This is a genomic window from Salmonella sp. 5800, assembly GCF_046558195.1.
Classification (GTDB): domain Bacteria; phylum Pseudomonadota; class Gammaproteobacteria; order Enterobacterales; family Enterobacteriaceae; genus Salmonella; species Salmonella enterica.
The window spans coordinates 31,219-57,858 of record NZ_JBGDOX010000005.1 but is presented as its reverse complement, the minus strand read 5'-3'; the positions used below and the strand labels follow the sequence as shown (position 1 = coordinate 57,858).

At 52.7% G+C, this 26,640-nt stretch carries 25 protein-coding genes, 1 pseudogene and 1 riboswitch; of the genes and pseudogenes, 10 read left to right on the top strand and 16 right to left on the bottom strand.

The annotated features are described in order from the left end of the window. Window positions 1–277: 277 nt before the first annotated feature. Window positions 278–538 carry a DUF1471 family protein YbiJ gene (ybiJ, locus tag ACLJZ5_RS11395; protein WP_000849089.1) on the top strand — a complete coding sequence of 87 codons (261 nt, stop codon included), beginning with the start codon at window positions 278–280 and terminating at the stop codon, window positions 536–538. Window positions 539–693: 155 nt separating this feature from the next. On the opposite strand, the gene ybiB is transcribed toward ybiJ, so the two are convergent. From ybiB to rhlE, 3 genes are all read right to left on the bottom strand, one after another. Next, the gene (gene ybiB / locus ACLJZ5_RS11390) at window positions 694–1,668 is read right to left on the bottom strand and encodes a DNA-binding protein YbiB (protein ID WP_024797844.1); all 975 of its coding nucleotides are present in this window, start codon (window positions 1,666–1,668) and stop codon (window positions 694–696) included. A 29-nt stretch (window positions 1,669–1,697) separates the two neighbouring features. Then, window positions 1,698–3,842 (bottom strand): ATP-dependent DNA helicase DinG, encoded by a 2,145-nt coding sequence (gene dinG / locus ACLJZ5_RS11385; protein ID WP_001218637.1) that lies wholly within the window; start codon window positions 3,840–3,842, stop codon window positions 1,698–1,700. A 207-nt stretch (window positions 3,843–4,049) separates the two neighbouring features. Further along, window positions 4,050–5,414, bottom strand: a complete 1,365-nt coding sequence (gene rhlE, locus ACLJZ5_RS11380; RefSeq protein ID WP_000007059.1) for an ATP-dependent RNA helicase RhlE — start codon at window positions 5,412–5,414, stop codon at window positions 4,050–4,052. Between the two features lie 229 nt (window positions 5,415–5,643). Here rhlE and cecR point away from each other — a divergent pair, with 229 nt between their 5' ends. From cecR to ACLJZ5_RS11355, 5 genes are all read left to right on the top strand, one after another. Further along, entirely contained in the window at window positions 5,644–6,318 is a 675-nt protein-coding gene (gene cecR, locus ACLJZ5_RS11375) for a transcriptional regulator CecR (RefSeq protein ID WP_024797845.1), read from the top strand. Then, on the top strand, window positions 6,318–7,313 hold the full coding sequence (gene hlyD / locus ACLJZ5_RS11370) for a secretion protein HlyD (protein WP_000743431.1): 996 nt from the start codon (window positions 6,318–6,320) through the stop codon (window positions 7,311–7,313). The genes cecR and hlyD overlap by 1 nt, the downstream gene beginning before the upstream one ends. Then, the gene (locus tag ACLJZ5_RS11365) at window positions 7,306–9,042 is read left to right on the top strand and encodes an ATP-binding cassette domain-containing protein (protein ID WP_024797846.1); all 1,737 of its coding nucleotides are present in this window, start codon (window positions 7,306–7,308) and stop codon (window positions 9,040–9,042) included. Before hlyD ends, ACLJZ5_RS11365 begins: the two co-directional genes overlap by 8 nt. Beyond that, window positions 9,035–10,165 carry an ABC transporter permease gene (locus ACLJZ5_RS11360; RefSeq protein WP_000045765.1) on the top strand — a complete coding sequence of 377 codons (1,131 nt, stop codon included), beginning with the start codon at window positions 9,035–9,037 and terminating at the stop codon, window positions 10,163–10,165. The genes ACLJZ5_RS11365 and ACLJZ5_RS11360 overlap by 8 nt, the downstream gene beginning before the upstream one ends. 115 nt (window positions 10,166–10,280) lie before the next feature. Continuing rightward, a complete protein-coding gene (locus ACLJZ5_RS11355) occupies window positions 10,281–11,387 on the top strand; it encodes an ABC transporter permease (protein WP_000469050.1) in 1,107 nt (368 codons plus the stop codon). On the opposite strand, the gene ACLJZ5_RS11350 is transcribed toward ACLJZ5_RS11355, so the two are convergent. Continuing rightward, complete coding sequence (locus tag ACLJZ5_RS11350; RefSeq protein WP_000871970.1) at window positions 11,349–11,759, bottom strand: YbhQ family protein; 411 nt, start codon at window positions 11,757–11,759, stop codon at window positions 11,349–11,351. The genes ACLJZ5_RS11355 and ACLJZ5_RS11350 overlap by 39 nt on opposite strands. A gap of 132 nt (window positions 11,760–11,891) precedes the next feature. Between ACLJZ5_RS11350 and ACLJZ5_RS11345 the strand changes: the two genes are divergently transcribed. Genes ACLJZ5_RS11345 through ACLJZ5_RS11335 form a run of 3 tightly spaced genes read left to right on the top strand, consistent with a single transcriptional unit; the run spans window position 11,892 to window position 14,850 of the window. After that, the gene (locus ACLJZ5_RS11345; protein WP_000192039.1) at window positions 11,892–12,650 is read left to right on the top strand and encodes an endonuclease/exonuclease/phosphatase family protein; all 759 of its coding nucleotides are present in this window, start codon (window positions 11,892–11,894) and stop codon (window positions 12,648–12,650) included. Then, on the top strand, window positions 12,647–13,888 hold the full coding sequence (clsB, locus tag ACLJZ5_RS11340; protein ID WP_000649639.1) for a cardiolipin synthase ClsB: 1,242 nt from the start codon (window positions 12,647–12,649) through the stop codon (window positions 13,886–13,888). The genes ACLJZ5_RS11345 and clsB overlap by 4 nt, the downstream gene beginning before the upstream one ends. Further along, window positions 13,888–14,850 (top strand): YbhN family protein, encoded by a 963-nt coding sequence (locus ACLJZ5_RS11335; RefSeq protein ID WP_001129817.1) that lies wholly within the window; start codon window positions 13,888–13,890, stop codon window positions 14,848–14,850. Before clsB ends, ACLJZ5_RS11335 begins: the two co-directional genes overlap by 1 nt. 2 nt (window positions 14,851–14,852) lie before the next feature. Here ACLJZ5_RS11335 and ACLJZ5_RS11330 read toward each other — a convergent pair whose 3' ends face one another. From ACLJZ5_RS11330 to moaA, 9 genes are all read right to left on the bottom strand, one after another. Continuing rightward, complete coding sequence (locus ACLJZ5_RS11330; protein ID WP_001052196.1) at window positions 14,853–15,413, bottom strand: hypothetical protein; 561 nt, start codon at window positions 15,411–15,413, stop codon at window positions 14,853–14,855. Window positions 15,414–15,420: 7 nt separating this feature from the next. Continuing rightward, window positions 15,421–16,029, bottom strand: coding sequence for a hypothetical protein (locus ACLJZ5_RS11325; RefSeq protein WP_077914043.1), 609 nt, complete (start codon window positions 16,027–16,029; stop codon window positions 15,421–15,423). 23 nt (window positions 16,030–16,052) lie between these two features. Beyond that, a complete protein-coding gene (locus ACLJZ5_RS11320) occupies window positions 16,053–16,760 on the bottom strand; it encodes a Bax inhibitor-1 family protein (protein WP_024797848.1) in 708 nt (235 codons plus the stop codon). A gap of 145 nt (window positions 16,761–16,905) precedes the next feature. Beyond that, window positions 16,906–17,610: a Bax inhibitor-1 family protein gene (locus tag ACLJZ5_RS11315; protein WP_000373611.1), complete on the bottom strand. Its 705-nt coding sequence runs from the start codon at window positions 17,608–17,610 to the stop codon at window positions 16,906–16,908. Window positions 17,611–17,657: 47 nt separating this feature from the next. Continuing rightward, on the bottom strand, window positions 17,658–18,110 hold the full coding sequence (moaE, locus tag ACLJZ5_RS11310) for a molybdopterin synthase catalytic subunit MoaE (RefSeq protein ID WP_001209385.1): 453 nt from the start codon (window positions 18,108–18,110) through the stop codon (window positions 17,658–17,660). A 1-nt stretch (window position 18,111) separates the two neighbouring features. Further along, complete coding sequence (gene moaD, locus ACLJZ5_RS11305) at window positions 18,112–18,357, bottom strand: molybdopterin synthase sulfur carrier subunit (RefSeq protein ID WP_000598599.1); 246 nt, start codon at window positions 18,355–18,357, stop codon at window positions 18,112–18,114. Beyond that, window positions 18,350–18,835, bottom strand: a complete 486-nt coding sequence (gene moaC / locus ACLJZ5_RS11300) for a cyclic pyranopterin monophosphate synthase MoaC (protein WP_000080894.1) — start codon at window positions 18,833–18,835, stop codon at window positions 18,350–18,352. Before moaC ends, moaD begins: the two co-directional genes overlap by 8 nt. Before the next feature lie 2 nt (window positions 18,836–18,837). After that, window positions 18,838–19,350 carry a molybdenum cofactor biosynthesis protein B gene (moaB, locus tag ACLJZ5_RS11295; protein ID WP_000084604.1) on the bottom strand — a complete coding sequence of 171 codons (513 nt, stop codon included), beginning with the start codon at window positions 19,348–19,350 and terminating at the stop codon, window positions 18,838–18,840. A gap of 21 nt (window positions 19,351–19,371) precedes the next feature. Next, window positions 19,372–20,361 carry a GTP 3',8-cyclase MoaA gene (gene moaA, locus ACLJZ5_RS11290; RefSeq protein WP_000168181.1) on the bottom strand — a complete coding sequence of 330 codons (990 nt, stop codon included), beginning with the start codon at window positions 20,359–20,361 and terminating at the stop codon, window positions 19,372–19,374. After that, a riboswitch (molybdenum cofactor riboswitch) is annotated at window positions 20,349–20,493 on the bottom strand. It overlaps the preceding gene by 13 nt. Window positions 20,494–20,757: 264 nt before the next feature. Between moaA and yvcK the strand changes: the two genes are divergently transcribed. Further along, window positions 20,758–21,666 (top strand): uridine diphosphate-N-acetylglucosamine-binding protein YvcK, encoded by a 909-nt coding sequence (gene yvcK, locus ACLJZ5_RS11285; RefSeq protein WP_001246033.1) that lies wholly within the window; start codon window positions 20,758–20,760, stop codon window positions 21,664–21,666. Between the two features lie 91 nt (window positions 21,667–21,757). Here the strand turns inward: yvcK and slrP are convergent, their stop codons facing one another. From slrP to uvrB, 3 genes and pseudogenes are all read right to left on the bottom strand, one after another. Next, entirely contained in the window at window positions 21,758–24,055 is a 2,298-nt protein-coding gene (gene slrP, locus ACLJZ5_RS11280; protein WP_024798660.1) for an SPI-1 type III secretion system effector E3 ubiquitin transferase SlrP, read from the bottom strand. Between the two features lie 7 nt (window positions 24,056–24,062). Beyond that, window positions 24,063–24,238, bottom strand: a pseudogene (locus tag ACLJZ5_RS11275) (hypothetical protein). Between the two features lie 308 nt (window positions 24,239–24,546). Beyond that, the gene (gene uvrB / locus ACLJZ5_RS11270; protein ID WP_000042502.1) at window positions 24,547–26,568 is read right to left on the bottom strand and encodes an excinuclease ABC subunit UvrB; all 2,022 of its coding nucleotides are present in this window, start codon (window positions 26,566–26,568) and stop codon (window positions 24,547–24,549) included. Between the last annotated feature and the right edge of the window lie 72 nt (window positions 26,569–26,640).

The following is a 26,640-nucleotide window of genomic DNA, read 5'->3' as shown; positions in this document are numbered from 1 at the left end:
TTACCGAAACCGCCAGTATCATCCATTCCTTTACGCTCATGCTTTTTAGCGTTCTGCGTCGCAGAATGTGCCGTTAACCTCGACTCTGTAAAGCCAGATGACAAGAACGGTAAATTCCACCGTTGAATTAATTAATAATCAATAGGTTATTTGTCATTCAAAAATTTTGAGCAAGGCCGTCAATTCTATTCGATTTTATCTTTCGCAAAAAACCGTGATACTCATCACATCGACGGAACATCGTCCCATAAACAGAATAACCTGCGAGAGATTAATCATGAAAACCATTAAATATGCTGTTGCAGCCATCGCGCTTTCCACCCTTTCTTTTGGCGCTTTTGCCGCAGAACCGGTTAGCGCGTCTCAGACGCAAAACCTGCATAAAATCGGCGTAGTGTCTGCCGATGGCGCCACCACGCTGGATGGCCTGGAAGCTAAACTGGCTGAAAAAGCCGCCGCTGCTGGCGCAAGCGCTTATAACATCACCTCCGCCGTAGGTAATGACAAAATGAGCGGCACTGCGGTGATTTACAAATAATTTACCTGCCCGCCAGATTTCAGACTGTAACATCGCTGTTGTTTGAATTCTGACGGGTATTACCCTCGTCTGTTTGCCAACAGACCCACTGCTCCAACCCTCATTAACCCTGTTTGTTACCCTTATTTGCCCGTCCGTCACTGGACGGGCTTTTTTTATTCGCTAAAAGCCTGTTCGACGCGCGCAAGCCCGTCTTCTAACGTCGCCGCCTCTCCCGTCGCAACCAGACAACAGGCCATTTGCGTTTTTAATGATTGCGGTACCGGCTCGTGGCCGGCAAGGCAGCGCTCAATCCAGCGCGCGGTGATTTCAGGATCTTTAGTCGCAGGCAGTAAAAGCGGCTCGTCGTGCGTGTCGCTCTGACGCTCATGTAGTACCTGCACGCCACGGCTATCAATCAGGCTGATTTGCGGACAGCGTTGCGGGTTGGCATAGACTTCGCCTTCGGTACCATGCATCAGCAAAGCCCGCCCGCCGATGCGGCTAAAAAAGGTCGCCACACGCGGGACATATTCAGGGTGAGAAACGCTTGATAAACGCAGCGCGGCATCCTCAGCAAATGGCGTCGCCAGCTTGGCCAGTGAATGCGCGCTGTTGCGCACGCCCATCCGCCAGCGCATCGCCAGCTGTTTTTCCAGCGGCGGGCAGAGCGCGCTCACCGGGATAAACACCGGCTGGTGCCCGTCCAGTTTGGCCTGCGCTTGTCCACCGTGTAGAGTGGGGACAATCCCCATCAGCTCAAATATTGTTTCCGTCAGTACACGGGTCGGATCTTCACTGACGCCGTGTACTACGACTGGAAAGCCCAATTTATGCAGCAGGATAGCCAGCAGCGGCGTTAAATTCGCCTGTTTACGCGCGCCGTTATAGCTGGGAATAACGACCGGCAACGGCCTATCTGCGGGCGGTGTCAGTTTGATGGTATGATTCTGCATGGCTTCATAAAAGCCCAGCATTTCGGCTTCGCCTTCGCCTTTAATACGCAGCGCCATCAATATACTGCCCATTTCCAGGTCGGGGATGTCGCCATTCAGCATTCGGGTATACAAACCGCGCGCGGTGTCCAGATCCAGATCGCGGGCGTGATTTTTACCTCGCCCGATCTCTTTGATGATCTTGCGATAATCCATTGAAAGCTCCTTGAAGTGTGCTCACAGCATTAACGCCGTCGGCGGCGTGCAGGTTTTGCTTTTGGTTTTACTATAACGTCTGGCACGGCAGGCTGCTCTATCGGAAAAACAGGTAAGGCATTCAGTAAACGCTGTCCGTAGTTTTTGGTCAACAACCGCTTATCATAAATGACCACTTCTCCCCGACAGGCGTGGCTACGGATCAATCGCCCTACCTGCTGAATTAAATTAAAAGACGCGCTTGGTAAGCTTTGTACCTCAAACGGATAACGATTCAGACTTTTTAGCCATTCGCCTTCGGTGATCACAACCGGGCTGTCGATCGGCGGGAAGGCAATTTTATGGATATGGACCTGCGTCAGCAGCTCGCCTTTAAGATCCAGCCCTTCGGCAAAAGACTGAAGCCCAACCAGCACGCTGCGTTCGCCGCTCTCCACCCGTTTACGGTGCAGCTCCACCAGCCGGTAACGCGGCTGGTCGCCCTGGACCAGGAGGAGTAAGCGCACATCAGCGACATGCTCCAGAAAACGCTGCATCGCCCGCCCGCTGGCGAACAGTACCAGCATACCATGATGTTTTTTGCTCTCCAGTTGCTCGCGAAAATAGGCTGCCATTTCGGCAATATGCTGCTCTTCGTTATCAATAGTGGGTTCGTAGCGCATTTGAGGAATCACCAGTTTCCCCTGTTCCACATGATTAAACGGCGAATCCAGCGCCACAAAGCGGTCGCCGGCTTTTTCTTTTAAGCCGCTCATTTCCTGCAGGCGCGAAAAGCTATTGAGCGAGCGCAGTGTCGCCGAGGTGACAATAATGTGCGGTACGCTGCGCCATAACAATCTTTCCAGCTGCTCGCTGACGCGGATACCGACACAATGGAACCAGACGTGGAGTTGCCCTTCGCGTATTTCACGCGTCGCCCATTTGGACACCGGCGCGCCTGAAGACTGCGCCATCGAAGCCAGTCGCCATAATTTACTTTGCGCCTCGAACATTCCCAGCGCCCGGTTCATCTGTAAAATCACCCGATGCAAACGCACAATATCGTGCGACCCGGTTTTTTCGCTGAGATCGTTGAGAAAGGATTCCGCCAGCCCACGCAACGTCTCGGTCAGCTTCGCCAGTCGCTGGCAGATTTCCATGACCTCATCAGGCAACTCGCCCATTGCAAAACGGTGCTCCGCCTCCTGCGCTGCGGGCATATACAGATTAAGAATGGCATTGAGCGAGGCGATCAGTTCGTATACCTCCTCACAATGGGCATTAAGTCGCTCAGGATTCGCTAACGGCGGCGTGGTTTTAGGGCGAAATTGCTCCATGCAGGTCGCCACCAGTTTGCTGAACAGATCCAGTTGCAAGCGATACCAGGAGGCGGTAATTTCCGCGCTCATCTCCAGCGCATCGCGAGCGACATCGGGCAGATGATGACCTTCATCCAGTACCAACAGCAGATGCTTTGGCTCCGGCAGTACGGCTTCACTTTCCATCGCCGCCATTACCAGCGCGTGATTCGCCACCACGACTTCTGCTTCCTGTATTTCACGTCGGGCGACAAAGAATGGACATTCGCGGTAATAGTGACAGTTGCGGTTCAGACAACTGGCTTTATCGGTACTTAATCGCCGCCACAGATCGTCGTCAATAGCAATGTCGGTATGATCCCGCAGACCATCCCATTTGTAACCGTCAAGATCCCCTTTCAGCCTGGCGCAGCGCTTTTGCTCTTCCTGGTTGTTAGGCGTCAGTTCGTCATCAAGAAAGGCGAGCAGATCCTGCTGCGTAGGCTCGCTACTGGCTAGCGCCGCCAGGTTTCGCGGACACACGTAACGCCCGCGGCCAAAGGCGGCGGTAAAGCGCAGATCGGGGATGATTTTTCGTAGCAGCGGCAAATCTTTGCTAAAGATCTGATCCTGTAACGCCACGTTAGCGGTACTGACCACCAGTGTTTTTTGCTCTTCCCGGGCAATGGCGATACCGGGAATAAGATAGGAGAGGGTTTTCCCGACGCCGGTCGGCGCTTCAATAGCCAGATGTCTCCCTTCTTCCCCGGCCAGCGTTCTGGCGACGTCAGCAATCATCTGCCGCTGCGGCGCACGGGGAATAAAGTCGGGAATCTGGTCCTGAAGCGCCTTATACCAGGCGGCGATTTGCGCTTTCAGCGCAGCGGTCAATGCCATGAGAAAACCTGAAGTACTGTATAAACAGCCACTATTGTGTCACATTTCAGGGGCGGGAAGTACCTTTTTTACCGGTTCTGGAAGGCGGCTCGCAACGCGATGTGTATTTTGCCGGATGGCGGTGCAAGCACCTTATCCGGCCTACGTATTTGCATAGTCCGTAGGCCCGGTAAGCGTCGCGCTACCGGGCATGTTGCCGGATAAAATTTACTGAGCAGGCGTGATTCTGCGCGGGCGACGCGGCGGACGTGCTTTGTCGCCAGCGGGTTTCCCCTCGCCTGTGCGCGGTTTTGGTTTCGCCTTCGCCGCCCCGCTATCCTGACGTCGCGGCTGCTGACTGCGCCCCGCTCCCCCCTGATTTTGTCCGCGTCCACGACCACCGCCGCCGCCGCGCTGCTGACGGCCATTCTGAATCGGCTCCGCTTTAATCGACGGGTCCGGCTCATAGCCCGGCGTCGTAATGCGTGGGATCTCTTTTTTCAGCAATTTTTCGATATCACGCAACAGTTTATGCTCGTCAACACAGACCAGCGACAGCGCCTCGCCAGTTGCCGCCGCGCGACCGGTACGGCCAATACGGTGTACATAATCTTCCGGCACGTTCGGCAGCTCATAGTTGACCACGTGCGGCAGCTCTTCAATATCCAGACCACGCGCCGCAATATCCGTCGCCACCAGCACGCGAATATCGCCGGATTTAAAATCGGCCAGCGCGCGGGTACGTGCGCCCTGCGATTTATTACCGTGGATCGCCGCGCTGCGAATACCGTCTTTATTAAGCTGTTCCGCCAGATGGTTCGCGCCATGCTTGGTGCGGGTGAAGACCAACACCTGCTGCCAGTTGCCCTGGCCAATCATTTGTGACAGCAGTTCGCGCTTACGTTTTTTATCGACAAAGTGCACGTGCTGCGTCACCTGCTCTGAGGCCGTGTTGCGGCGCGCCACTTCGATTTCCAGCGGGTTGCGCAACAGCTTTTCGGCGAGCGCTTTGATGTCGTCGGAGAACGTGGCGGAGAACAGCAGATTCTGACGCTTCGCCGGCAGTTTCGCCAGCACGCGACGAATGTCATGAATGAAGCCCATATCCAGCATACGGTCGGCTTCATCCAGTACCAGAATCTCAATCTGATCCAGCTTCACGGCATTTTGATGTTCCAGGTCGAGCAGACGTCCCGGCGTCGCCACCAGCACATCCACGCCGCCGCGCAGTTTCATCATCTGCGGATTGATGCTTACGCCGCCAAATACCACCAGCGAGCGAATATTGAGATATTTACTGTAATCTCTGACGTTTTCGCCAATTTGCGCCGCCAGCTCGCGGGTTGGCGTGAGGATCAACGCACGCACCGGGCGACGACCTTTAGCGTGCGGCTGATGGGTAATCAGATGCTGCAACAATGGCAGGGTAAAACCCGCCGTTTTACCGGTTCCGGTCTGGGCGCTGGCCATCAGATCGCGGCCTTCCAGCACGGCGGGAATCGCCTGTTGCTGAATAGGGGTAGGTTCACGGTAACCCTGCTCGGCAATGGCGCGCAGGATATCAGGGTTTAATCCCAGGGAATCAAAAGACATAACTACTCCGGACCGCCCCGACCGTTGCCGGTGTAGTTTTCAGGGAGATGCTCAAATTTGGAATGACAAAAACCACAATGTCATGAAGGGGCGGAGTGTAGCAGTTTTTGTGATGCGGCGCATAAATTATCCCGGAAGGTGGCAAAGACAAATTAATCGACCACACTGGACAAGTGCCATTATGAGTCATAGTCTTAATCAATCGATTGATTAAGAATTAGGGCGTGTGATGAATATTACCACCACGACCACCAAGGGCGAGCAGGCGAAAAGTCAGCTCATTGCCGCCGCACTGGCGCAGTTTGGCGAGTATGGCCTCCATGCCACCACGCGCGATATCGCCGCGCTGGCGGGGCAAAATATTGCCGCCATTACTTACTATTTCGGCTCAAAAGAGGATTTATACCTCGCCTGCGCCCAGTGGATTGCCGATTTTCTTGGCGAAAAATTTCGCCCCCATGCTGAAAAGGCGGAACGTCTGTTTCGCCAGCCTGTCCCTGACCGGGACGCCATACGCGAGCTCATTCTGCTCGCCTGCAAGAACATGATTATGCTGCTGACGCAGGAAGACACCGTTAACCTGAGCAAATTTATTTCACGCGAGCAGCTCTCTCCCACGTCGGCCTACCAATTGGTTCATGAACAAGTTATCGATCCGTTGCACACCCATCTGACAAGATTGGTTGCCGCTTATACCGGCTGCGACGCCAATGATACGCGCATGATTTTGCATACCCATGCCTTACTGGGCGAAGTGCTGGCGTTTCGTCTCGGCAAAGAAACTATTCTGTTACGTACCGGCTGGCCGCAGTTTGATGAAGAAAAAGCGGAGCTGATTTACCAGACGGTAACCTGCCACATCGATCTTATTCTGCACGGTTTAACGCAAAGGAGTCTGGACTGATGAAAAAACCTGTCGTTATCGGACTGGCAATCGCAGCGATCGTCGCTGTGATTGCCGGTGGAACCTGGTGGTATCAAAGTCGGCAGGACGATGGGCTGACGCTATACGGTAATGTCGATATCCGTACCGTCAATATCAGCTTTCGCGTCGGCGGCAGGCTGGCGTCGCTGAATGTTGATGAAGGCGATGCCATCAAAGCCGGACAGGTGCTCGGCGAACTGGATCACGCGCCATACGAAAACGCGCTGATGCAGGCGAAAGCTGGCGTGTCGGTCGCGCAGGCGCAATATGATTTGATGCTGGCAGGCTATCGCGATGAAGAGATAGCCCAGGCCGCCGCCGCCGTCAGACAGGCACAAGCCGCTTATGACTACGCGCAAAACTTTTATAACCGTCAGCAAGGATTGTGGAAAAGCCGCACCATTTCCGCTAACGATCTGGAAAACGCCCGCTCATCGCGCGATCAGGCGCAGGCGACGCTGAAGTCCGCGCAGGATAAACTGAGCCAGTACCGTACCGGTAATCGTGAACAGGATATCGCCCAGGCGAAAGCCAGCCTGGAACAGGCAAAGGCCCAACTGGCGCAGGCGCAGCTTGATTTGCAGGACACCACGCTTATCGCGCCTGCCAACGGAACCTTGCTCACCCGCGCGGTCGAGCCTGGCAGTATGCTGAACGCTGGCAGCACGGTATTAACGCTCTCGCTGACCCGCCCCGTCTGGGTGCGCGCCTATGTCGATGAACGCAACCTCAGTCAGACGCAACCGGGGCGCGACATTCTGTTGTATACCGACGGTCGTCCTGACAAACCTTACCACGGCAAGATTGGTTTCGTTTCGCCCACCGCGGAATTTACGCCGAAAACCGTCGAAACGCCGGATCTGCGTACCGATCTCGTCTATCGCCTGCGCATTATCGTCACCGATGCGGACGATGCGTTACGCCAGGGGATGCCAGTCACGGTGAAATTTAATGACGAGGCACGGCATGAGTGAGGCCGTTATTACGCTGCACGGTCTGACGAAGCGCTTTGCGGGAATGGATAAACCCGCCGTCGCGCCGCTCGACTGTACCATTCATTCCGGTTATGTCACCGGGCTGGTAGGGCCGGACGGCGCAGGAAAAACCACGCTAATGCGTATGCTGGCGGGCCTGCTCAAAGCCGATGGCGGCAGCGCGTCCGTATTGGGCTTCGATCCGATACAAAACGACAGCGAGCTGCACGCGGTTCTGGGCTATATGCCGCAGAAATTCGGTCTGTATGAAGATCTTACCGTCATGGAGAACCTTAATCTCTATGCCGATTTACGCAGCGTTACCGGCGAGATACGCGAAAAGACCTTTGCCCGTTTGTTGGAATTTACCGCCCTCGGCCCTTTCACTGGCCGTCTGGCGGGGAAATTGTCCGGCGGGATGAAGCAAAAACTGGGGCTGGCCTGTACGCTGGTCGGCGAACCGAAAGTGCTGCTGTTGGATGAACCGGGCGTTGGCGTTGACCCGATTTCACGGCGCGAGTTGTGGCAGATGGTCCACGAGCTGGCGGGCGACGGGATGCTAATCCTCTGGAGCACCTCCTACCTCGACGAAGCCGAACAGTGCCGCGATGTGCTGCTGATGAATGAAGGCGAGCTGCTCTATCAGGGCGAACCTAAAGCGCTGACGCAAACGATGGCCGGTCGTAGCTTTCTGATGAGCAGTCCACAGGAAAACAACCGTAAGTTGCTACAGAGAGCGCTCAAACTGCCGCAGGTGAGCGACGGCATGATTCAGGGACGTTCGGTACGCCTGATCCTGAAAAAAGAGGCGACCGCAGCAGATATTCGTCAGGCCGAAGGAATGCCGGAAATCACCCTCAATGAGACCGCGCCGCGCTTCGAAGATGCGTTTATCGATCTGCTTGGCGGAGCGGGAACCTCGGAGTCTCCGCTGGGTTCAATCCTGCATACGGTTGAAGGCACTGCCGGCGAAACGGTGATTGAAGCGCAGGAACTGACGAAAAAATTTGGCGATTTCGCAGCCACGGACCATGTTAATTTCGTCGTACAGCGCGGCGAGATTTTTGGCCTGCTCGGCCCGAACGGCGCGGGTAAATCAACCACCTTTAAAATGATGTGCGGCCTGCTGGTGCCGACGTCCGGCAAGGCGCTGGTGCTGGATATGGACCTGAAAGTCAGCTCCGGCAAAGCCCGTCAGCATCTGGGCTATATGGCGCAAAAATTTTCGCTTTACGGCAACCTGACGGTTGAGCAGAACCTGCGTTTTTTCTCCGGCGTCTACGGTTTGCGGGGCCGCGCGCAAAATGAAAAAATTCAGCGCATGAGTGAAGCGTTTGGTCTGAAAAGCATCGCGTCGCATCCCACCGATGCGCTGCCGCTGGGCTTTAAACAGCGACTGGCGCTGGCCTGCTCGCTGATGCACGAACCGGATATTTTATTCCTTGATGAACCAACGTCCGGGGTTGATCCCCTCACCCGCCGTGAATTTTGGCTGCATATTAATAGCATGGTGGAAAAAGGGGTCACGGTAATGGTGACGACCCACTTTATGGATGAGGCGGAATATTGCGATCGCATCGGACTGGTTTATCGCGGGAAGCTTATCGCCAGCGGTACGCCGGACGATCTCAAAGCGCAGGCCGCCGATGAGCAACAGGCCGATCCGACGATGGAGCAGGCCTTTATCACTCTCATCAATGACTGGGATAAGGAGCATACGCATGAGTAAGTCTCTCTCCTGGCGCCGCGTGCGTGCGTTGTGCGTCAAAGAGACGCGCCAGATCGTGCGCGATCCCAGTAGCTGGCTGATTGCGGTGGTGATCCCGCTGCTGTTGCTGTTTATTTTTGGTTACGGTATTAACCTCGACTCCAGCAAGCTGCGGGTGGGGATTCTGCTTGAACAACAAAGCCAGGAGGCGCTGGATTTCACTCATGCGATGACCGGTTCACCCTATATCGACGCGACCATTAGCGATAACCGCCATGAATTAATTGAAAAAATGCAGGCCGGACGCATTCGCGGACTGGTGGTGATTCCGGTGGATTTCGCGCAGCAAATGGCGCGCGACGGTGACAGCGCGCCGATTCAGGTGATTACCGACGGCAGCGAGCCAAACACCGCCAACTTCGTTCAGGGTTATGTGGAAGGCATCTGGCAAATCTGGCAACAACAGCGGGCGGAAGATCGCGGCGACACCTTTGAACCGCTCATCGACGTCCAGACGCGCTACTGGTTTAACCCGGCGGCGATCAGTCAGCATTTTATTATTCCTGGGGCGGTGACCATTATCATGACGGTAATTGGCGCAATCCTCACCTCGCTGGTCGTTGCCCGCGAATGGGAGCGCGGCACGATGGAGGCGCTGCTCTCAACCGAAGTGACGCGTGTTGAACTGCTGCTGTGTAAGCTTATTCCCTATTACTTTCTCGGTATGCTGGCGATGCTGCTCTGTATGCTGGTATCGGTGTTTATTCTCGGCGTGCCGTATCGCGGTTCGCTGGTGATTCTGTTTATCATCACCAGTCTGTTTTTACTGAGTACGCTGGGGATGGGGCTGTTGATTTCCACCATTACTCGCAACCAGTTTAACGCCGCGCAGGTGGCGCTGAACGCCGCCTTTTTGCCCTCAATTATGCTGTCCGGGTTTATCTTCCAGATAGACAGTATGCCTGCGGTGATCCGCGCGGTGACCTATATTATTCCGGCGCGCTATTTTGTTAGCACCCTGCAAAGTCTGTTTCTGGCCGGCAATATTCCGGTCGTGTTAGGCGTTAACGTACTGTTTTTAATCGCCTCGGCGGTGATGTTTATTGGCCTGACGTGGCTAAAAACCAAACGACGGCTGGATTAAATATGTGTATGGATAATTGTCGTCGTAGGCCGGATAAGGCGTTCACGCCGCCATCCGGCATTATGCCTGATGCGCTTTGCTTATCAGGCCTACAAACTGGACTGAGAGGACGGACATGTTTCATCGTTTATGGACGTTAATTCGCAAAGAACTGCAATCGCTTTTACGCGAACCGCAAACGCGCGCGATCCTGATTCTGCCGGTGCTGATTCAGGTCATCCTGTTTCCGTTCGCCGCGACGCTTGAAGTCACTAACGCGACTATCGCCATCTATAACGAAGATAACGGCAAACATTCGGTAGAACTTACCCAGCGCTTTGCCCGCGCGAAAGCGTTTACCCATGTGCTATTGCTGAACAGTCCGCAGGAGATCCAGCCGACTATCGATACGCAAAAAGCGCTGCTGCTGGTACGCTTCCCGGCGGATTTCTCGCGGAATCTGGATACCTTCCAGCCTGCGCCGATGCAACTCATTCTTGATGGACGTAACTCCAACAGCGCGCAAATCGCCGCCAATTATCTGCAACAGATCGTCAAGGAGTATCAGCAGACATTGATGGACGGCAAGCCAAAGCCCAACAATAGCGAACTGGTGGTACGCAACTGGTATAACCCGAATCTGGACTACAAGTGGTTTGTGGTGCCCTCGCTGATCGCCATGATCACCACTATTGGCGTGATGATCGTCACTTCACTGTCCGTCGCCCGCGAGCGTGAACAAGGCACTCTGGATCAGCTGCTGGTCTCTCCGCTCACCACCTGGCAGATTTTCGTTGGTAAAGCGGTGCCGGCGCTGATTGTCGCGACCTTCCAGGCCACGATCGTGCTGGCTATCGGCATTTGGGCATACCAAATTCCCTTCGCCGGTTCGTTAGCGCTGTTTTATTTCACGATGGTGATTTACGGGCTGTCGCTGGTAGGCTTTGGCTTGCTGATATCATCGCTTTGCGCCACGCAACAGCAGGCGTTTATCGGCGTCTTTGTCTTTATGATGCCGGCGATTTTGCTCTCGGGTTATGTCTCGCCGGTGGAAAATATGCCAGTCTGGCTGCAAAACCTGACGTGGATAAACCCTATCCGCCACTTTACTGATATTACCAAGCAAATTTATCTTAAGGATGCGAGTCTGGGAATTGTCTGGGGAAGTTTGTGGCCGCTACTGGTGATAGCGGCCACCACGGGGTCAGCGGCGTATGCGATGTTTAGACGCAAAGTGATGTAGCTTTTTATCTTTCGCCAGTAGCGAGACCACGGCGGGCCCGGCCAGGATAGCCAGCCCCGCCAGCGCCAGCAAGACATTGTTTTGCAATACGCGGGATAGCAGCCAGAGGACAATCAGCGCGGTGCCGAAGTACCAGGTGGTAGTCAGCTCTTCCAGCACATCCGCCACATCGCGCCAGCGTTGCTCATGATGGCGCTGCAACGCCAGCATCAGCAGTACCGTCACGCCATAAAGCACGCATAATCCCAGGCCGACGCGCACTAATGTGCCGCTCATCCAGCCTATTACCAGCATCGCCACTACCAGTAAATGCAACATAATCTGCCAACAACCGAGGCCGGTTGCGACACGAACGCGTTGTTGCCACTTCATGGCTTTTCTCCTGAAGCATTTTTCTCTCATTATTCAGAGTACCGAACTTTACGGAAAATTCCGTAAGACCGCATCTTTTTGTGACGACGACTACACTATTTCAATCAGGATAGTGACGCGGACAGGAAGAAAATGACTCAACACACGCGAAATTTTTCATTCAAAGTGCTCACAATTAATACGCACAAAGGTTTTACCGCCTTTAATAAACGCTTCATCCTGCCGGAGCTGCGCGACGCTGTCAGAACGGTCGGCGCCGATATCGTCTGTCTGCAAGAAGTGATGGGCGCGCATGAAGTACATCCGCTGCATATCGAAAACTGGCCGGACACTACCCACTATGAATTTTTGGCCGACACCATGTGGAGCGATTTCGCCTATGGCCGCAATGCGGTCTATCCGGAAGGCCACCACGGTAACGCGGTTCTTTCTCGCTATCCCATTGAACATTATGAAAATCGCGACGTCTCGGTCGGCGGTAGCGAAAAACGCGGCGTGCTCTATTGCCGCATTACGCCGCCCATGCTCAACCGCCCTATCCACGTCATGTGCGTACATCTCGGCCTGCGGGAGAGCCACCGCCAGGCGCAGTTAACCATGCTGGCGGGATGGGTGAATGCCTTGCCGGAATCAGAACCGGTGCTGGTGGCCGGAGACTTTAATGACTGGCGGCAAAAGGCCGGCCCGCCATTAAACGCGGCCGGGCTGGAGGAGATATTCACCCGTGCCCATGGCCGACCGGCGCGCACATTCCCGGTGAGTATGCCGCTGCTGCGACTCGATCGTATTTACGTCAAGAATGCGAACGCCAGTTCTCCTACGGCGCTACCGCTGCGGAACTGGCGACATTTATCAGACCATGCCCCCCTTAGCGCGGAGATCCATCTATGAAATGCGGCTGGCGTGAAGGTAATCAAATTCAGCTACTGGAAAACGGCGACCAGTTCTATCCTGCCGTGTTTGAGGCTATCGCTCAGGCACAGCAAAAAATCATTCTGGAAACCTTTATCTTGTTTGAAGATGAGGTGGGTAAAAAACTCCATGCCGCTCTGCTAAAAGCCGCACAGCGCGGCGTAAAAGCCGAAGTATTACTCGACGGCTACGGCTCTCCCGATCTCAGCGACGCGTTTGTCGGCGAATTAACCTCGGCGGGCGTGATTTTTCGCTATTACGACCCCCGCCCGCGTCTACTGGGGTTGCGAACCAATATCTTCCGCCGAATGCACCGCAAAATTGTGGTGATTGATGATCGTATTGCCTTTGTCGGCGGCATTAACTACTCCGCCGAACATATGTCGGATTACGGCCCGCAGGCGAAACAAGACTACGCGGTACGGGTCGAAGGGCCTGTAGTGGCCGATATCCTGCAATTCGAAGTCGAGAATCTGCCGGGGCAAAGCCCCGCGCGCCGCTGGTGGAAGCGCCATCATCAGGCCGAAGAAAACCGCCACCCCGGCGAAGCGCAGGCGCTGTTTGTCTGGCGGGATAATGAAGAACACCGCGACGATATCGAACGTCATTATCTGAAAATGCTGACCCAGGCAAAGCGTGAAGTGATTATCGCTAACGCCTATTTTTTCCCCGGCTATCGCTTGCTCCACGCAATGCGTAAAGCCGCCCGCCGTGGCGTGAGCGTAAAACTGATTGTCCAGGGGGAACCAGACATGCCGATAGTCAAAGTCGGCGCGCGGTTGCTCTATAACTATCTGGTGAAGGGCGGCGTGCAGGTTTATGAATACCGACGCCGTCCGCTGCATGGCAAGGTGGCGCTGATGGACGATCACTGGGCCACGGTAGGGTCGAGTAATCTCGATCCGCTCAGCCTGTCGCTTAACCTTGAAGCTAACCTGATCATTCACGATCGTACCTTTAACCAGACCCTGCGCGATAATTTACAAGGCATCATCGTGAACGATTGTAAGCAGGTCGATGAGTCTATGCTGCCGAAACGCACCTGGTGGAACCTGACCAAAAGCGTGCTGGCGTTCCACTTTTTACGTCATTTCCCGGCGCTGGTCGGTTGGCTACCGGCGCATACCCCGCATCTGGCGCAGGTTCCCCCGCCTGCCCAGCCGGAAATGGAAACCCAGGATCGCGTTGATCCAGAAAATACAGGAGTGAAGCCCTAATGGCTAAATCGCATCCGCGCTGGCGGCTGGCTAAAAAAGTGCTGACCTGGCTGTTTTTTATTGCGGTCGTCGTTCTGCTGGTGGTTTATGCTAAAAAGGTCGACTGGGGCGATGTCTGGACCGTCATCCGCGACTATAACCGCACGGCGCTTTTAAGCGCTGTAGGACTGGTGATCGTTAGCTATCTTCTGTACGGCTGCTACGACCTGCTTGGACGGCTTTATTGCGGCCATAAGCTGGCGAAGCGACAGGTGATGTTGGTATCGTTCGTCTGCTATGCCTTTAACCTGACGCTCAGCACCTGGGTCGGCGGGATCGGGATGCGTTACCGACTATACTCTCGCCTCGGGTTGCCCGGCAGTACTATCACGCGCATTTTCTCGCTCAGCATTACCACTAACTGGCTGGGCTATATTCTGCTTGGCGGCATCATTTTTACCTTCGGCATTGTCCAGCTTCCCGACCACTGGTATATCGATGAAGGCACGCTACGTATTCTCGGTATCGTTTTATTGTTGATTATCGCGGTCTATCTGTGGTTTTGCGCCTTTGCGAAGCGGCGGCATATGACGATTAAAGGGCAGAAGCTGGTGCTGCCGTCATGGAAATTCGCGCTGGCGCAGATGGCGATCTCCAGCGCGAACTGGATGGCGATGGGCGCCATCATCTGGCTGCTGATGGGTCAGGATGTGAACTATTTCTTTGTGCTGGGCGTACTGCTGGTGAGCAGTATCGCGGGCGTCATCGTGCATATTCCGGCAGGCATCGGCGTGCTGGAGGCCGTATTCCTCGCGTTGCTGGCGGGCGAACATACGTCGCAAGGCACGATTATCGCCGCCCTGCTCGCGTACCGCGTGCTTTACTATTTTATTCCCCTGCTGCTGGCGCTGGTGTGCTACCTGATCCTGGAGAGCCGGGCGAAGAAGCTGCGGGCGAAAAACGAGCGGGCGATGGCGAAATAAATTTAAGCAGACGCGTTTTCGCTTTCCAGCACAACGCGTTTTATCCGGTAAAAATAAACATATGCTGAGAAAAAAGACGTATTCATCTGTAAGCGGGAAAAAAGCAGCAATGACCAGCTAAACAGCAGCAGGAGCACTTCGTGAAACTCGCCCATGAATACTGATGACAGGGTACAGAACGTTGCCAACGTAACGGAAATAATGGCCAACAATAGCGCATAGCGGTAAATAATGACCCCGCTCATTCTTCCTTTAAGCAGGAGCTGATTTGACGGGGTAAGAAAAGCGATATAGCCCACGGCCAGGAAGAAGACCAGCTCCAGATGCTTTTTATTGTGCAGCTCAAACTGCGCAATAACCATGTTTATACTGACGATCCATGTCATGGTCATCATGATCGCCGTAAGCCCAATAACGCCTCCGTGAGGAATACCTTGTTCATACCAGTTTTTTTTGTAGTGGCTGGCCGGATACACAGGTAACTTAATTTCTGGCGGGATCAACTGCCCTTTTTTCACCAGCTCCGCCAGTGTTTTTCCTGTTAGCCACGTCATCAGGTTCATGGGCTTATCATTTCCTTGTCTGTGAGGTTAGATATTTTTGTAATGCGACTCGCACTAATCGACGCCCCAGGCAGAAACGAATCATCATCGTAAACGTTTCGCCATTCATCACCCAGCGGCAAAGCACAACCATAATAATCGCGATAACCAGATCACTCTTTAGTTCGCTATTTTGATTGCACAACACGTCAAATAATCCAGTACCGCAGAGCATAATATTTAATAAAAACAGTAAAACGCAGAGGCGCAAACCCAGGATAAAACCTTTGGCAATAAGCCATACCTCAGCCATAACACATAGCATCATACCTATAGCACTGCCAAAATAAATAATTATATTTAGTGGCCAATACAGGATAAACTTATCAAAAATAAAATGCGCACTGCACACACCTCCCACAAGAAGCATAAAACTAAACGCGCAAACAGGCGCAGGATTAGGTAATGAATGTTCCCATGACAATCCGGTAATGAAATGAGAAATCAGCGCTGGCGGGCATTTCTGATTAAAATCCTCGCCGCCATTTTTAATGGCGCGAGTGACGTCTTTAGCTTCACAAAACGCTAACCAAAATTGTTTGCCACATAATTTACTCATTATACCCATCATCACCAACCTGAATAAAAAACCTGCAACGCCTACGGCCTGAAAGATAATAGTATTTCCAGAATCATCAAAATGATATAACGACACAGCGTAACCACAGCATTAATAATGCCAAGGTAAAGCGTCAGCGCGCCAAATAAAGCGCAACGAGACAGGGATGAAAACTCGCTGTGATATAACATGCGGGCATAACCATGAAGTGTCGATTTTTCTAGTGCTGTAATCAATGTCCATACCAATACCGTCAGCATACTGACTATCCAGACCAGAGTGCTACTGGCCACCAGACTATTGACAACTATCGCAGCGATGATCCCGCTTACCGCCATAAAAATTAACGGTCTGAATAGACCAGAACTGATATTCAGGTAGAAAATAAATAAGGCATTAAGACTAAACATGATTCCAACAATCACGAAAATGGTCGCGCCACCTGAGAAAAGGTAAGCTAATGACACGCCGGTAAGTGTAATGATGGCAATATATATCAACGTTACGACAACAGTGCCAAAGCGGGAAAGGCAGGTAATGGCCCCATACCCCAGACCAAGCAAAAGTGCTGATATCCACAAAACAACAACAGGTTGAACGTGGGTTATCAAAAAATGAGTATACAACGTTAACCATATAATGCCGGCGGTACACCATAGTCCCAACGCAGTATACCAATAGGTAAGGGATAACATTGTCGCGGGAATAAATGCTATTTGCCGTATACGTATTGCAGCCAGAGGTCCCACTTGTCATTTATCACTCTTCACATGATCACGGTGATAAGAATGGCAAGCGCAGGAAAACATTTCTAAGATATTTATGCTGTTTCGCCCTAAATATAGTCCTAAAAAAATCCTGGCGCAGGGCCAGGATTTTAAGAGATCGCTATAATTAGCGGCGATTGCCAAAAATACGCAGTAACATCAGGAACAGGTTGATAAAGTCCAGGTACAGCGTTAACGCGCCGAGAATCGAATATTTACGCAGATTAGCGCTATCGCGGGTATCTATTTGCTCGCCGATATTTTTCAATTTCTGCGTGTCATAGGCCGTCAGACCGACAAACACCACCACCCCGATATAGGTTACCGCCCACATCAGCGCTTCACTCTTCAGCCAGAAATTGACCAGCGACGCCAGAACGATACCAATAAGCGCCATAAACAGCATATTGCCGAAACCGCTAAGATCGCGTTTAGTGGTGTACCCGTACAGGCTCATAGCGCCAAACATTCCCCCCGTTACCACAAACGTGCTGGCGATAGAGGAGTAGGTGTAAACGATAAAAATACTGGATAACGTCAATCCGGTTAGCGCCGAATAGAGCATAAACAGCGTCGTCGCCATTCCGGCGCTAAGTTTATGCACCAGTCCCGACAGAACAAACACCAGCGCAAGCTGGGCAATAATTAAGCCAAAGAAGGTGATCTTACTGGAAAAGACAAACATCATGACGGCTGGCGTATTAGCCGCATACCACGCGATAAACGCGGTCAGTAACAGTCCGACCGTCATCCAGCCATACACTTGCGCCATATAGGTCTGCAGGCCGGACCGCGCCTGCACTATTGAATCAGACCGTGGAAATCTGTCCATGATGAACTCCTGTGTGGAAATGATACCCTAAAGCGTATCACATTCTGCTACCAACGTTTCGCCGACTGCTGGTCGCTGTCGCGCGCTTCGACCCAGCGATCGCCTTCCGGCGTGGCTTCACGCTTCCAGAACGGCGCACGGGTTTTCAGATAATCCATAATGAACTGACCGGCGTCGAACGCGCTACTGCGGTGCGCGCTGGTGACGCCGACAAACACAATCTCATCGCCCGGCCATAATTCGCCAACGCGATGAATCACCGTGACCCGCCCCAGCGGCCAGCGGGAACGCGCCTTCGCGACGATCTCCGCCAGAGCTTTCTCAGTCATGCCGGGATAATGCTCCAGCGTCAGCGCCTTAACGCTATCGCCCAGGTTATGATTGCGCACTTTTCCGGTAAAGGTGACGACCGCGCCGTCTTCGTCGCGCGCCGCCAGCCAGGAATATTCCTCCCCGACGCTAAACGGCGCAGGGCCGACTACAATTCGCGTTTCGCGCATGTCAGCCCCCCGTGACTGGCGGGAAAAACGCCACTTCATCGCCCGCCGTCAGCGGATGGTCAAAACTGACCAGCGTCTGGTTGACCGCCGCCAACAGCTTACCGTCTTCCAGCGCCAGCGCCCAACGATCGCTCTTTGTCGCCAGATGCTGTCGCAGCGACTCAACGGTGGAAAAATCTGCTGGAAGCTCCAGCGCGTCAGTTCCTGTTAGCTCGCGAACCTGGGCGAAGAAAAGCACCTTAATCATGCGCATCCACCTTAAAATCCCCCGATTTGCCGCCGCTTTTCGCCAGCAGGCGCACCGGACCAATTACCATATCTTTTTGTACCGCTTTACACATGTCGTAGATGGTTAACGCCGCGACGGACGCCGCAGTTAATGCTTCCATTTCGACGCCGGTTTTACCGGTCAGACGGCACAGAGACTCAATACGTACACGGTTATGCTCCGGCTCGGCCTGAAGCTGAATCTCCACTTTACTTAGCAGTAGCGGGTGGCACAGCGGGATCAGCTCCCAGGTGCGTTTAGCGGCCTGAATACCGGCAATACGGGCGGTCGCGAAAACATCGCCCTTGTGGTGTTTGCCATCAACAATCATCGCCAGCGTTTCACTACGCATGGTAACGAATGCTTCCGCCCGTGCTTCACGAACGGTTTCCGCTTTAGCGGAAACGTCCACCATGTGCGCTTCGCCTGCGGCGTTTATATGGGTTAATTGCGACATCGTTATTTCTTTAAATGAGGGTGAAAATTACATGGGCGTGTACGGGCATCCAGCTGCGGCGCAATGATATTCTCCCATGCGGTTCTGCACGCTTTTGTGGAGCCCGGCATGGCGAAAATCAAGGTGTTATTCGCCACGCCAGCTACCGCGCGCGACTGCAGAGTTGCGGTGCCGATCTCTTCAAACGAGAGCATGCGAAACACTTCGCCAAATCCTTCCACTTCACGATCGAACAGCGGCAACAGCGCTTCCGGTGCCTGATCGCCTTCGGTCAAACCGGTCCCACCAGTTATCAATACGACCTGCACCTCATCACTGGCGATCCAGGCGGAAACCTGGGCGCGAATCGCGTAACGGTTCTCTTTAACGATGGCTTTCGCCACCACTTCATGCCCGGCCTCCTGCGCCGAATCACGCAGATAATGACCGGAGGTGTCGTCTTCTTCGCCGCGTCGGCTGGAAACAGTAAGAATAGCGATGCGGGTCGGGATAAATTCAGCGCTGACCTGACTCATCTGAAATCTCCTTATTAAGGATTAACCGCCAATGTAAGATAAATTTTGCGTAATACCAGTATTGCTCTGATGAAGGAAGTGGGTCTGCTTTTTCTCCCGCAACGCGTCGGAAATACGTTTCTCAAGCGCGTATTGCTGCGCATCATCCTGTAACAGGTCGCGTAAACTCACGCCGCCGTCGCCAAACAGACATAAATGCAGCTTCCCGACGGACGAAACACGCAGGCGGTTACAGGTGGCGCAGAAATCTTTTTCATACGGCATAATGAGACCGATCTCACCGGCGTAATCGGGATGACAAAAAACCTGCGCCGGGCCATCGCTACGCTGGCGGAGCTGGTGGATCCAACCGCGCTTAATCAGCTCGTCGCGTAATACCTGACCCGAAATATGATGTTTGCGGAAGAGATCGCTCCCCTCGCCCGTCTCCATAAGTTCAATGAAGCGTAGCTGAATGGGGCGAGGCTGAATCCAGGCAAGGAAGGTATCCAACTGATGGTGATTCACGTCGCGCATCAGCACGGTGTTGACTTTCACCTTTTCGAAACCGGCGTCAAAGGCGGCATCGATGCCCGCCATCACCTGGCGGAATTTGTCCTGACCGGTAATCGCATGGAACTGACGCGCATCCAGACTATCCACGCTAACATTGACGCCCGTCAGCCCCGCTTCGCGCCAGTTCGCGGCATCGCGCGCCAGTCGATAACCGTTAGTGGTCACCGCGATCTGGCGAATAGCATCATTTTCACCCACGGCGGCAATGATGTCGGTAAAATCGCGGCGTAATGAAGGCTCGCCGCCGGTAAGACGCACCTTCTCCGTGCCAAGACTGGCAAAAGCGCGCGTAACGCGACGAATTTCATCGACGGTAAGGAAACCGTTGTTAGTGACGCCGCCAGGTTTGTAGCCATCCGGCAGACAGTAGGTGCAACGAAAGTTACACACATCGGTAATCGACAAACGCAAGTAGTAAAACTTACGCGCGAAAGCATCGGTAAGTTGTGAAGCCATGTACACCTTTCCAAATACGGGAGGCGGAGTCATTTCTTCCTGCGCCCTGGTGGCAAACGTTAAACGTTGTCACGGCCAAAGCACCGTATCAAAAATGACCCAGGTGCAGAGGCTAGAGTGTTTACTGTGGTTACGCCGATACTAGCGTGTAAATGACAATTTCGCCATCACGCTTTCGCTATATAAACATATACATAGCGATATGATCGTGCTATTTAGCGACAGAATACGTGAAAATCACACTTTTACATTGATATATATCATTTAGCCGTGGTAACGCCCTCGCTATAAAGGGGTAGTCGGGAATAATTAATTGTCTTTTAGCCGGTCGGCTAATTGCTGAAAACCCGCGACTTGCGCTACTGTAGCGCTGCTTATTTGACTTCAGGAATTTTTATGCGCAATCGTACGCTGGCTGACCTTGATCGTGTCGTTGCCCTCGGCGGAGGGCATGGATTAGGACGCGTCCTCTCCTCGCTTTCTTCATTAGGTTCGCGCCTGACCGGCATTGTGACTACCACAGATAACGGGGGGTCAACTGGCCGTATTCGCCGCTCGGAAGGCGGGATCGCCTGGGGCGATATGCGCAACTGTCTGAATCAGTTAATTACCGAACCCAGCGTCGCATCCGCTATGTTTGAGTACCGTTTTGGCGGTAATGGCGAACTTTCTGGTCATAACCTCGGAAATTTGATGTTAAAGGCGTTAGATCACCTGAGCGTGCGGCCTCTGGAAGCGATTAATTTAATTCGTAATCTGCTTAAAGTGGACGCGCAACTAATCCCGATGTCGGAGCTACCGGTAGATCTGATGGCGATTGACGATCAGGGGCATGAGATTTATGGCGAGGTGAATATCGATCAGTTAGCGACGCCGCCGCAGGAGATCATGTTAACGCCAAACGTTCCGGCGACGCGGGAAGCGGTACAGGCCATTAATGACGCGGATCTGATTCTGATTGGCCCTGGCAGTTTTTATACCAGCCTGATGCCTTGCCTGCTGCTGGATGAACTGGCGCAGGCGCTGCGGCGCACCCCAGCGCCAATGGTGTATATCGGCAATCTGGGTCGCGAACTGAGTCTGCCCGCCGCCAGTTTAACGCTGGTCGATAAGCTGGCGATGATGGAGCAATATATTGGCAAAAAAGTCATTGACGCAGTAGTGGTTGGGCCGCGAGTTGACGTCAGTGCGGTGAACGATCGGCTGGTGATTCAGGAAGTGCTGGAGGCCAGCGATATCCCCTATCGCCACGATCGTCAGTTATTACACAATGCGCTGGAAAAAGCGCTACAGGCGTTGGGTTAAGCCCGTTTACCGACGACGCTGCGCTTATCAGAAGCCTGTTTACACCGAAGGGTAAACAGGCTCTCTCCCCCTTCTGATAAACTGCGTTCAGCTATCGCCAGTAGGCGCTCATGAGCGAGCTCAACTCTTTTTTCAGCAATATATTCTCCATGATCTCAGTAAAGAGGGTCTGATTGATCTCTTCCATTATTTTTATCCCAATAGCACGCTCTGCATCCATCTGTACCTCAGTAGTACGCTCTGCGTCAGAGTCGTCTGCTATTCTTAAATCTTCCAGTTCAGCATTGACCCGGCTCTGATACTCATCCGTTTCAATACACTCATCCCTTTTAGCCATCCTTTCACGCCACTCTTCTGGCGCTATACGCTCCAGCACTTTATGCCACGGCCCCCACAGCGCAAACCATTTGTGAAACTCCCTATTTTCAGCAATTTTTATCCTTATTTCCGCCTCGTCCAGGTCAGACTCAGTGATACCCGAAACGTTATAAAATCGCATATCCTGGGTCATTGTTGTCAGCGACAGCGACTCTCGTAACTGATTCTGAAACCCCAGGTATACTTCGACTTCGTCAATAAAAAACAGCCGTTTTACCTTTTCTCTGGCGAGCGATTCTATTTGCTCCAGCCGAAAAATTTCACGCCCCGCCATAATCAGTTCCGCTAAGTGGCTATCAAAGGCGCCTCTTTCAGCATCATGAACCAACGTCGCTTCCTGCATTTGGTGGTATGCCAGTGTGACCCGATCTTCACAGCTTATCGTTGCATCCATCGCTATAATAAATGCGGTTTCTCTTAGTGTGCTATCATCAGCCAGGCGCATTAGCCAGGCGGAGACTTGTTCCTTAAAATCCGGGTGTCGGGTGTTCTGCGTATCGCTAAGACGATCCAGAAACATGCTGAAAGCCGCCGCGTTTGCCTCTGCCTCAAACGCCCGCCATTGGTTGACGTCTTCCTCCTCGAGATTGGTTAGCCACCCCTGGACAGCTTGATGCAGTGGTCGAGTTACCCGAACAATTGAAAAGTCGCCCATGGCAAAAAATACCTGGGGTCCCTGATAACCCGCAGAGGACATTAGCCGCTGCATATTCTGTATTGTTCGTTCTGAAAAAGGATTATGTTCTACGATTATTCTTGTAGGTTGAGGTCCTTCACCACGAAAACGGGGTAACGACTCCGGGAGACGGACCAGGCGATTGCGAGAGGCCTGCATTATTTGTAATGCCGCCGGGAGGTTTTCCGGTAGATTACTCAATGCGTTACGGGAAACGTCCAGCGTTGTTATCGTGGGAGGTAGTGTTTCAGGCAGAACAGTAATCTGATTTTTACTTACATCCAGGACCTGTAATTCTGGTGGTAACGATGCGGGCAGACTGGTTAAGGCATTTTCGCCGGCCTCCAGAGTCTTCAGGCCCGGCGGCAATGTTTCAGGCAAAGCGGTTAACGAATTACTCTGCACATTCAAATGGGTAATCCCTGACGGAAGATGTGCTGGCAGTGTCCTTATGCGGTTATCATAAACGCTCAGGTACCGAAGTTCCTCAGGTAGATTTTCAGGTAAGCAACTAATTTTATTATGGAAAAGATCCAGCGATTGAAGCGCTGAAGGCAAACGTTCCGGCAATTCAGTAATACGGTTAATGCTCAGCTCCATTTTCTGTATGGTATCCGGTAACGTGGCAGGGATACTGGTTAGCTGATTACTTCTGGCATACAGGATCTGTATATTTCCCTGTAAATTTTCCGGCAAACTTTTCAGTTCATTGTTATCGAGTATCAAAGTAGTTATCTGCTCAGGAATACAGGCGGGTATAGTGGTAAGTCCTAATATTTTCAGACGGAGTTCCGTCTTATTATTTTTCAGGCAGTCACGCATCCGTTGTACGGCTTTTTCACGATTTGCTGCCTCTTCCGCTGGCGCCGCTTTTACCCACTCAGACCAGTTTAACTCATAATTCACAGCATCTTTGGAGCCAGAAGCGCTACTCGCCTGCTCGCTTTCTGTCACACGGGTATAGGTGACTGACTTTCCCCCTCCCTCAACGGTATAGCCATCTGTATTAAAAATTATAGACAGAATTTCCTGACTATTTTCATTCAAAATACAGTATTGGTCTGCCCCCCCTCTACTATACTGAATATTATCCGCATACGCCGGGAAAGCTAACATCCTTAAACATTCAAACTTACTTTTGATCTCTTCTGGTGAGGCGGTTTCAGGTGGATGACAAAGATAAGCGATGCAGTTTTGTGCTTCAACCTGATGTTCTGAAGAGAAAAAGGCACTTATTTTATTCCATATCTCTTCTTTTAAAGGCACCTCTGTTGAGGCCTCATTGCTAATACTTTGATGCCTTGCCGTAGATTGTATATTAGTAATATTAAACATATTTTCCCTACCTGATCTGAACGTAACCTAAAGTAACAGATAAGGATATTCTCAACTTTAAATAAGAGGTCACAGTCGTCATTATTTCGGACAAATCATTCAGTATTTGCAGCGCTTGACTTATAAATGCTCACGCTTCTATCACCTCTTTTTTTTACGTAGGATGATGTTATCTGTTGCCATGACACGCTTTCAACGAACTCACATAAGATTAAAATGACGATCATGAGGATAGCTATACCGATAATACGGGGCGTTTTTTTTCATAGCCGAGGAGAGAGGGAAAATTAGCGTTGGGTTCAGCCTCAACGCTAATTTTCTTCAGTTGTGATTAAACTAGCTACCCCATTGATGTTTTGAGTTTTTCGACAATCTCGTTAGTCAAAGCCTGTCACTGTTTTTCATTCCTGACTGACTTAGCCCTGACTATTGCACTGAAATTCTCAAAAGCGAGCCATGGTAACGATGACTCGCTGGCGATCGACACATTGTCAGGACGCCGCGATAAACAACTCGCGTAACTGGTGCAACTGGTCGCGAATTTGCGCGGCTTCTTCAAACTCCAGATTTTGCGCGTGCTGCATCATTTGCCCTTCCAGTTCATGAATTTTCTGCTGCAACGCTTTCGGCGTCATATCCAGTTCGACAATTCCGGCTTTTGCCGTAGAACGGCCCTTGCCTTTCCCCTTCGCTTTGGTTTTCGCAATATTCTGCCCCAGCGCCAGGATGTCGACCACTTTTTTGTTCAGCCCCTGCGGAGTGATACCGTGCTCTTCGTTGTACTTCTGCTGCTTCTCGCGACGTCGCTCGGTTTCGCCAATCGCCTTCGCCATCGACGGCGTGATTTTATCGCCATACAGAATCGCTTTACCGTTAACGTTACGCGCCGCGCGCCCTATGGTCTGAATCAGGGAGCGCTCGGAGCGCAGGAAGCCCTCTTTATCGGCGTCCAGAATCGCCACCAGCGAGACTTCCGGCATATCCAGCCCTTCGCGCAGCAGGTTAATCCCCACCAGAACGTCAAACTCGCCCAGACGCAAATCGCGGATGATTTCCATGCGCTCCACGGTATCAATATCTGAGTGCAGGTAACGCACGCGCTCGCCGTGTTCTTCCAGATATTCGGTCAAATCTTCCGCCATCCGTTTGGTAAGCGTAGTGACAAGGACACGCTCATTAATGGCCGCACGCTGACGAATTTCGGACAGCAGATCGTCCACCTGGGTCGCCACCGGACGCACTTCAATAATCGGGTCCAGCAGCCCGGTCGGTCGCACGACCTGATCCACCACCTCATCACCAGATTTTTCCAGCTCATAGTTGCCGGGCGTGGCGGAAACATAGATAGTTTGCGGCGCTAAGGCTTCAAACTCCTCAAACTTCAGCGGACGGTTATCCAGCGCCGAAGGCAGACGGAAGCCATACTCGACCAGCGTCTCTTTGCGCGCCCGGTCGCCGCGGTACATGCCGCCTATCTGCGGGATGGTGACATGAGACTCATCCACCACCAGCAGTCCGTCGGCGGGCAGATAATCGAACAAGGTTGGCGGCGGTTCGCCCGGCCCGCGGCCCGACAGAAAGCGGGAATAGTTTTCAATGCCTGAGCAGTAGCCCAGCTCGTTCATCATCTCTAAATCGAACTGCGTGCGCTGGCTTAATCGCTGCTCTTCAAGCAGCTTATTATTCGCCAGCAAGACCTTACGCCTGTCCGCCAGCTCATCTTTTATCTCTTCCATCGCCTGCAGAATACGCTCGCGCGGCGTCACGTAGTGCGTTTTGGGATAGATAGTATAACGTGGCACCGTTGACTCTACCTGCCCGGTTAACGGGTCGAACAGCGACAGGCGTTCCACTTCTTCATCAAACAGCTCAACGCGTAGCGCGATGTCGTCAGATTCAGCCGGGAAGATGTCGATCACTTCGCCGCGCACGCGAAAGGTACCACGCTGAAAAGCTTGATCGTTACGGGTGTATTGCAATTCCGCCAGCCGACGCAAAATCGCGCGCTGGTCAATCAGCATTCCCACCGTCAGATGCAGCATCATTTTCAGGTAGAGATCCGGATCGCCCAGACCGTAAATCGCGGACACGGAAGCCACCACCACGACATCGCGTCGCTCAAGCAACGCTTTCGTTGCCGACAACCGCATTTGCTCAATATGTTCGTTTACCGAAGCGTCTTTTTCGATAAACGTATCCGAACTTGGCACATACGCTTCCGGCTGATAGTAGTCATAGTAGGAGACGAAATACTCCACCGCGTTTTCCGGGAAAAACTCTTTCATTTCGCCGTAGAGCTGCGCCGCCAGGGTTTTATTGGGCGCAAGCACCATCGTTGGCCGCTGCAAGTCCGCAATGACGTTGGCAATGGTGAATGTCTTCCCGGAGCCGGTCACGCCCAATAACGTCTGATGCGCCAGCCCGTCCTCCAGCCCCTCTTCCAGACGACGTATAGCGTCCGGCTGATCGCCAGAAGGTTTAAAAGCGGAATTCAGTTTGAACGGTTTACTCATGAGCGGCTACCTGAAGGAGTGAGCGGGCAGGGGTGTAATTTTACTCTCGACGGTGAATATTGCCAATAAAAA

Coding starts and splice junctions, on each gene's coding strand:
- rhlE (WP_000007059.1), bottom strand. CDS start 5,414: ATGTCTTTTGATTCCCTGGGATTAAACCCTGATATCCTGCGCGCCATT.
- ACLJZ5_RS11335 (WP_001129817.1), top strand. CDS start 13,888: ATGGCTAAATCGCATCCGCGCTGGCGGCTGGCTAAAAAAGTGCTGACC.
- moaB (WP_000084604.1), bottom strand. CDS start 19,350: ATGAGTCAGGTCAGCGCTGAATTTATCCCGACCCGCATCGCTATTCTT.
- moaC (WP_000080894.1), bottom strand. CDS start 18,835: ATGTCGCAATTAACCCATATAAACGCCGCAGGCGAAGCGCACATGGTG.
- hlyD (WP_000743431.1), top strand. CDS start 6,318: ATGAAAAAACCTGTCGTTATCGGACTGGCAATCGCAGCGATCGTCGCT.
- dinG (WP_001218637.1), bottom strand. CDS start 3,842: ATGGCATTGACCGCTGCGCTGAAAGCGCAAATCGCCGCCTGGTATAAG.
- ACLJZ5_RS11330 (WP_001052196.1), bottom strand. CDS start 15,413: ATGAACCTGATGACGTGGCTAACAGGAAAAACACTGGCGGAGCTGGTG.
- yvcK (WP_001246033.1), top strand. CDS start 20,758: ATGCGCAATCGTACGCTGGCTGACCTTGATCGTGTCGTTGCCCTCGGC.
- slrP (WP_024798660.1), bottom strand. CDS start 24,055: ATGTTTAATATTACTAATATACAATCTACGGCAAGGCATCAAAGTATT.
- ACLJZ5_RS11360 (WP_000045765.1), top strand. CDS start 9,035: ATGAGTAAGTCTCTCTCCTGGCGCCGCGTGCGTGCGTTGTGCGTCAAA.
- ACLJZ5_RS11350 (WP_000871970.1), bottom strand. CDS start 11,759: ATGAAGTGGCAACAACGCGTTCGTGTCGCAACCGGCCTCGGTTGTTGG.
- moaD (WP_000598599.1), bottom strand. CDS start 18,357: ATGATTAAGGTGCTTTTCTTCGCCCAGGTTCGCGAGCTAACAGGAACT.
- ACLJZ5_RS11315 (WP_000373611.1), bottom strand. CDS start 17,610: ATGGACAGATTTCCACGGTCTGATTCAATAGTGCAGGCGCGGTCCGGC.
- ACLJZ5_RS11355 (WP_000469050.1), top strand. CDS start 10,281: ATGTTTCATCGTTTATGGACGTTAATTCGCAAAGAACTGCAATCGCTT.
- moaE (WP_001209385.1), bottom strand. CDS start 18,110: ATGCGCGAAACGCGAATTGTAGTCGGCCCTGCGCCGTTTAGCGTCGGG.
- ACLJZ5_RS11365 (WP_024797846.1), top strand. CDS start 7,306: ATGAGTGAGGCCGTTATTACGCTGCACGGTCTGACGAAGCGCTTTGCG.
- uvrB (WP_000042502.1), bottom strand. CDS start 26,568: ATGAGTAAACCGTTCAAACTGAATTCCGCTTTTAAACCTTCTGGCGAT.
- ybiB (WP_024797844.1), bottom strand. CDS start 1,668: ATGGATTATCGCAAGATCATCAAAGAGATCGGGCGAGGTAAAAATCAC.
- ybiJ (WP_000849089.1), top strand. CDS start 278: ATGAAAACCATTAAATATGCTGTTGCAGCCATCGCGCTTTCCACCCTT.
- moaA (WP_000168181.1), bottom strand. CDS start 20,361: ATGGCTTCACAACTTACCGATGCTTTCGCGCGTAAGTTTTACTACTTG.
- clsB (WP_000649639.1), top strand. CDS start 12,647: ATGAAATGCGGCTGGCGTGAAGGTAATCAAATTCAGCTACTGGAAAAC.
- ACLJZ5_RS11345 (WP_000192039.1), top strand. CDS start 11,892: ATGACTCAACACACGCGAAATTTTTCATTCAAAGTGCTCACAATTAAT.
- cecR (WP_024797845.1), top strand. CDS start 5,644: ATGAATATTACCACCACGACCACCAAGGGCGAGCAGGCGAAAAGTCAG.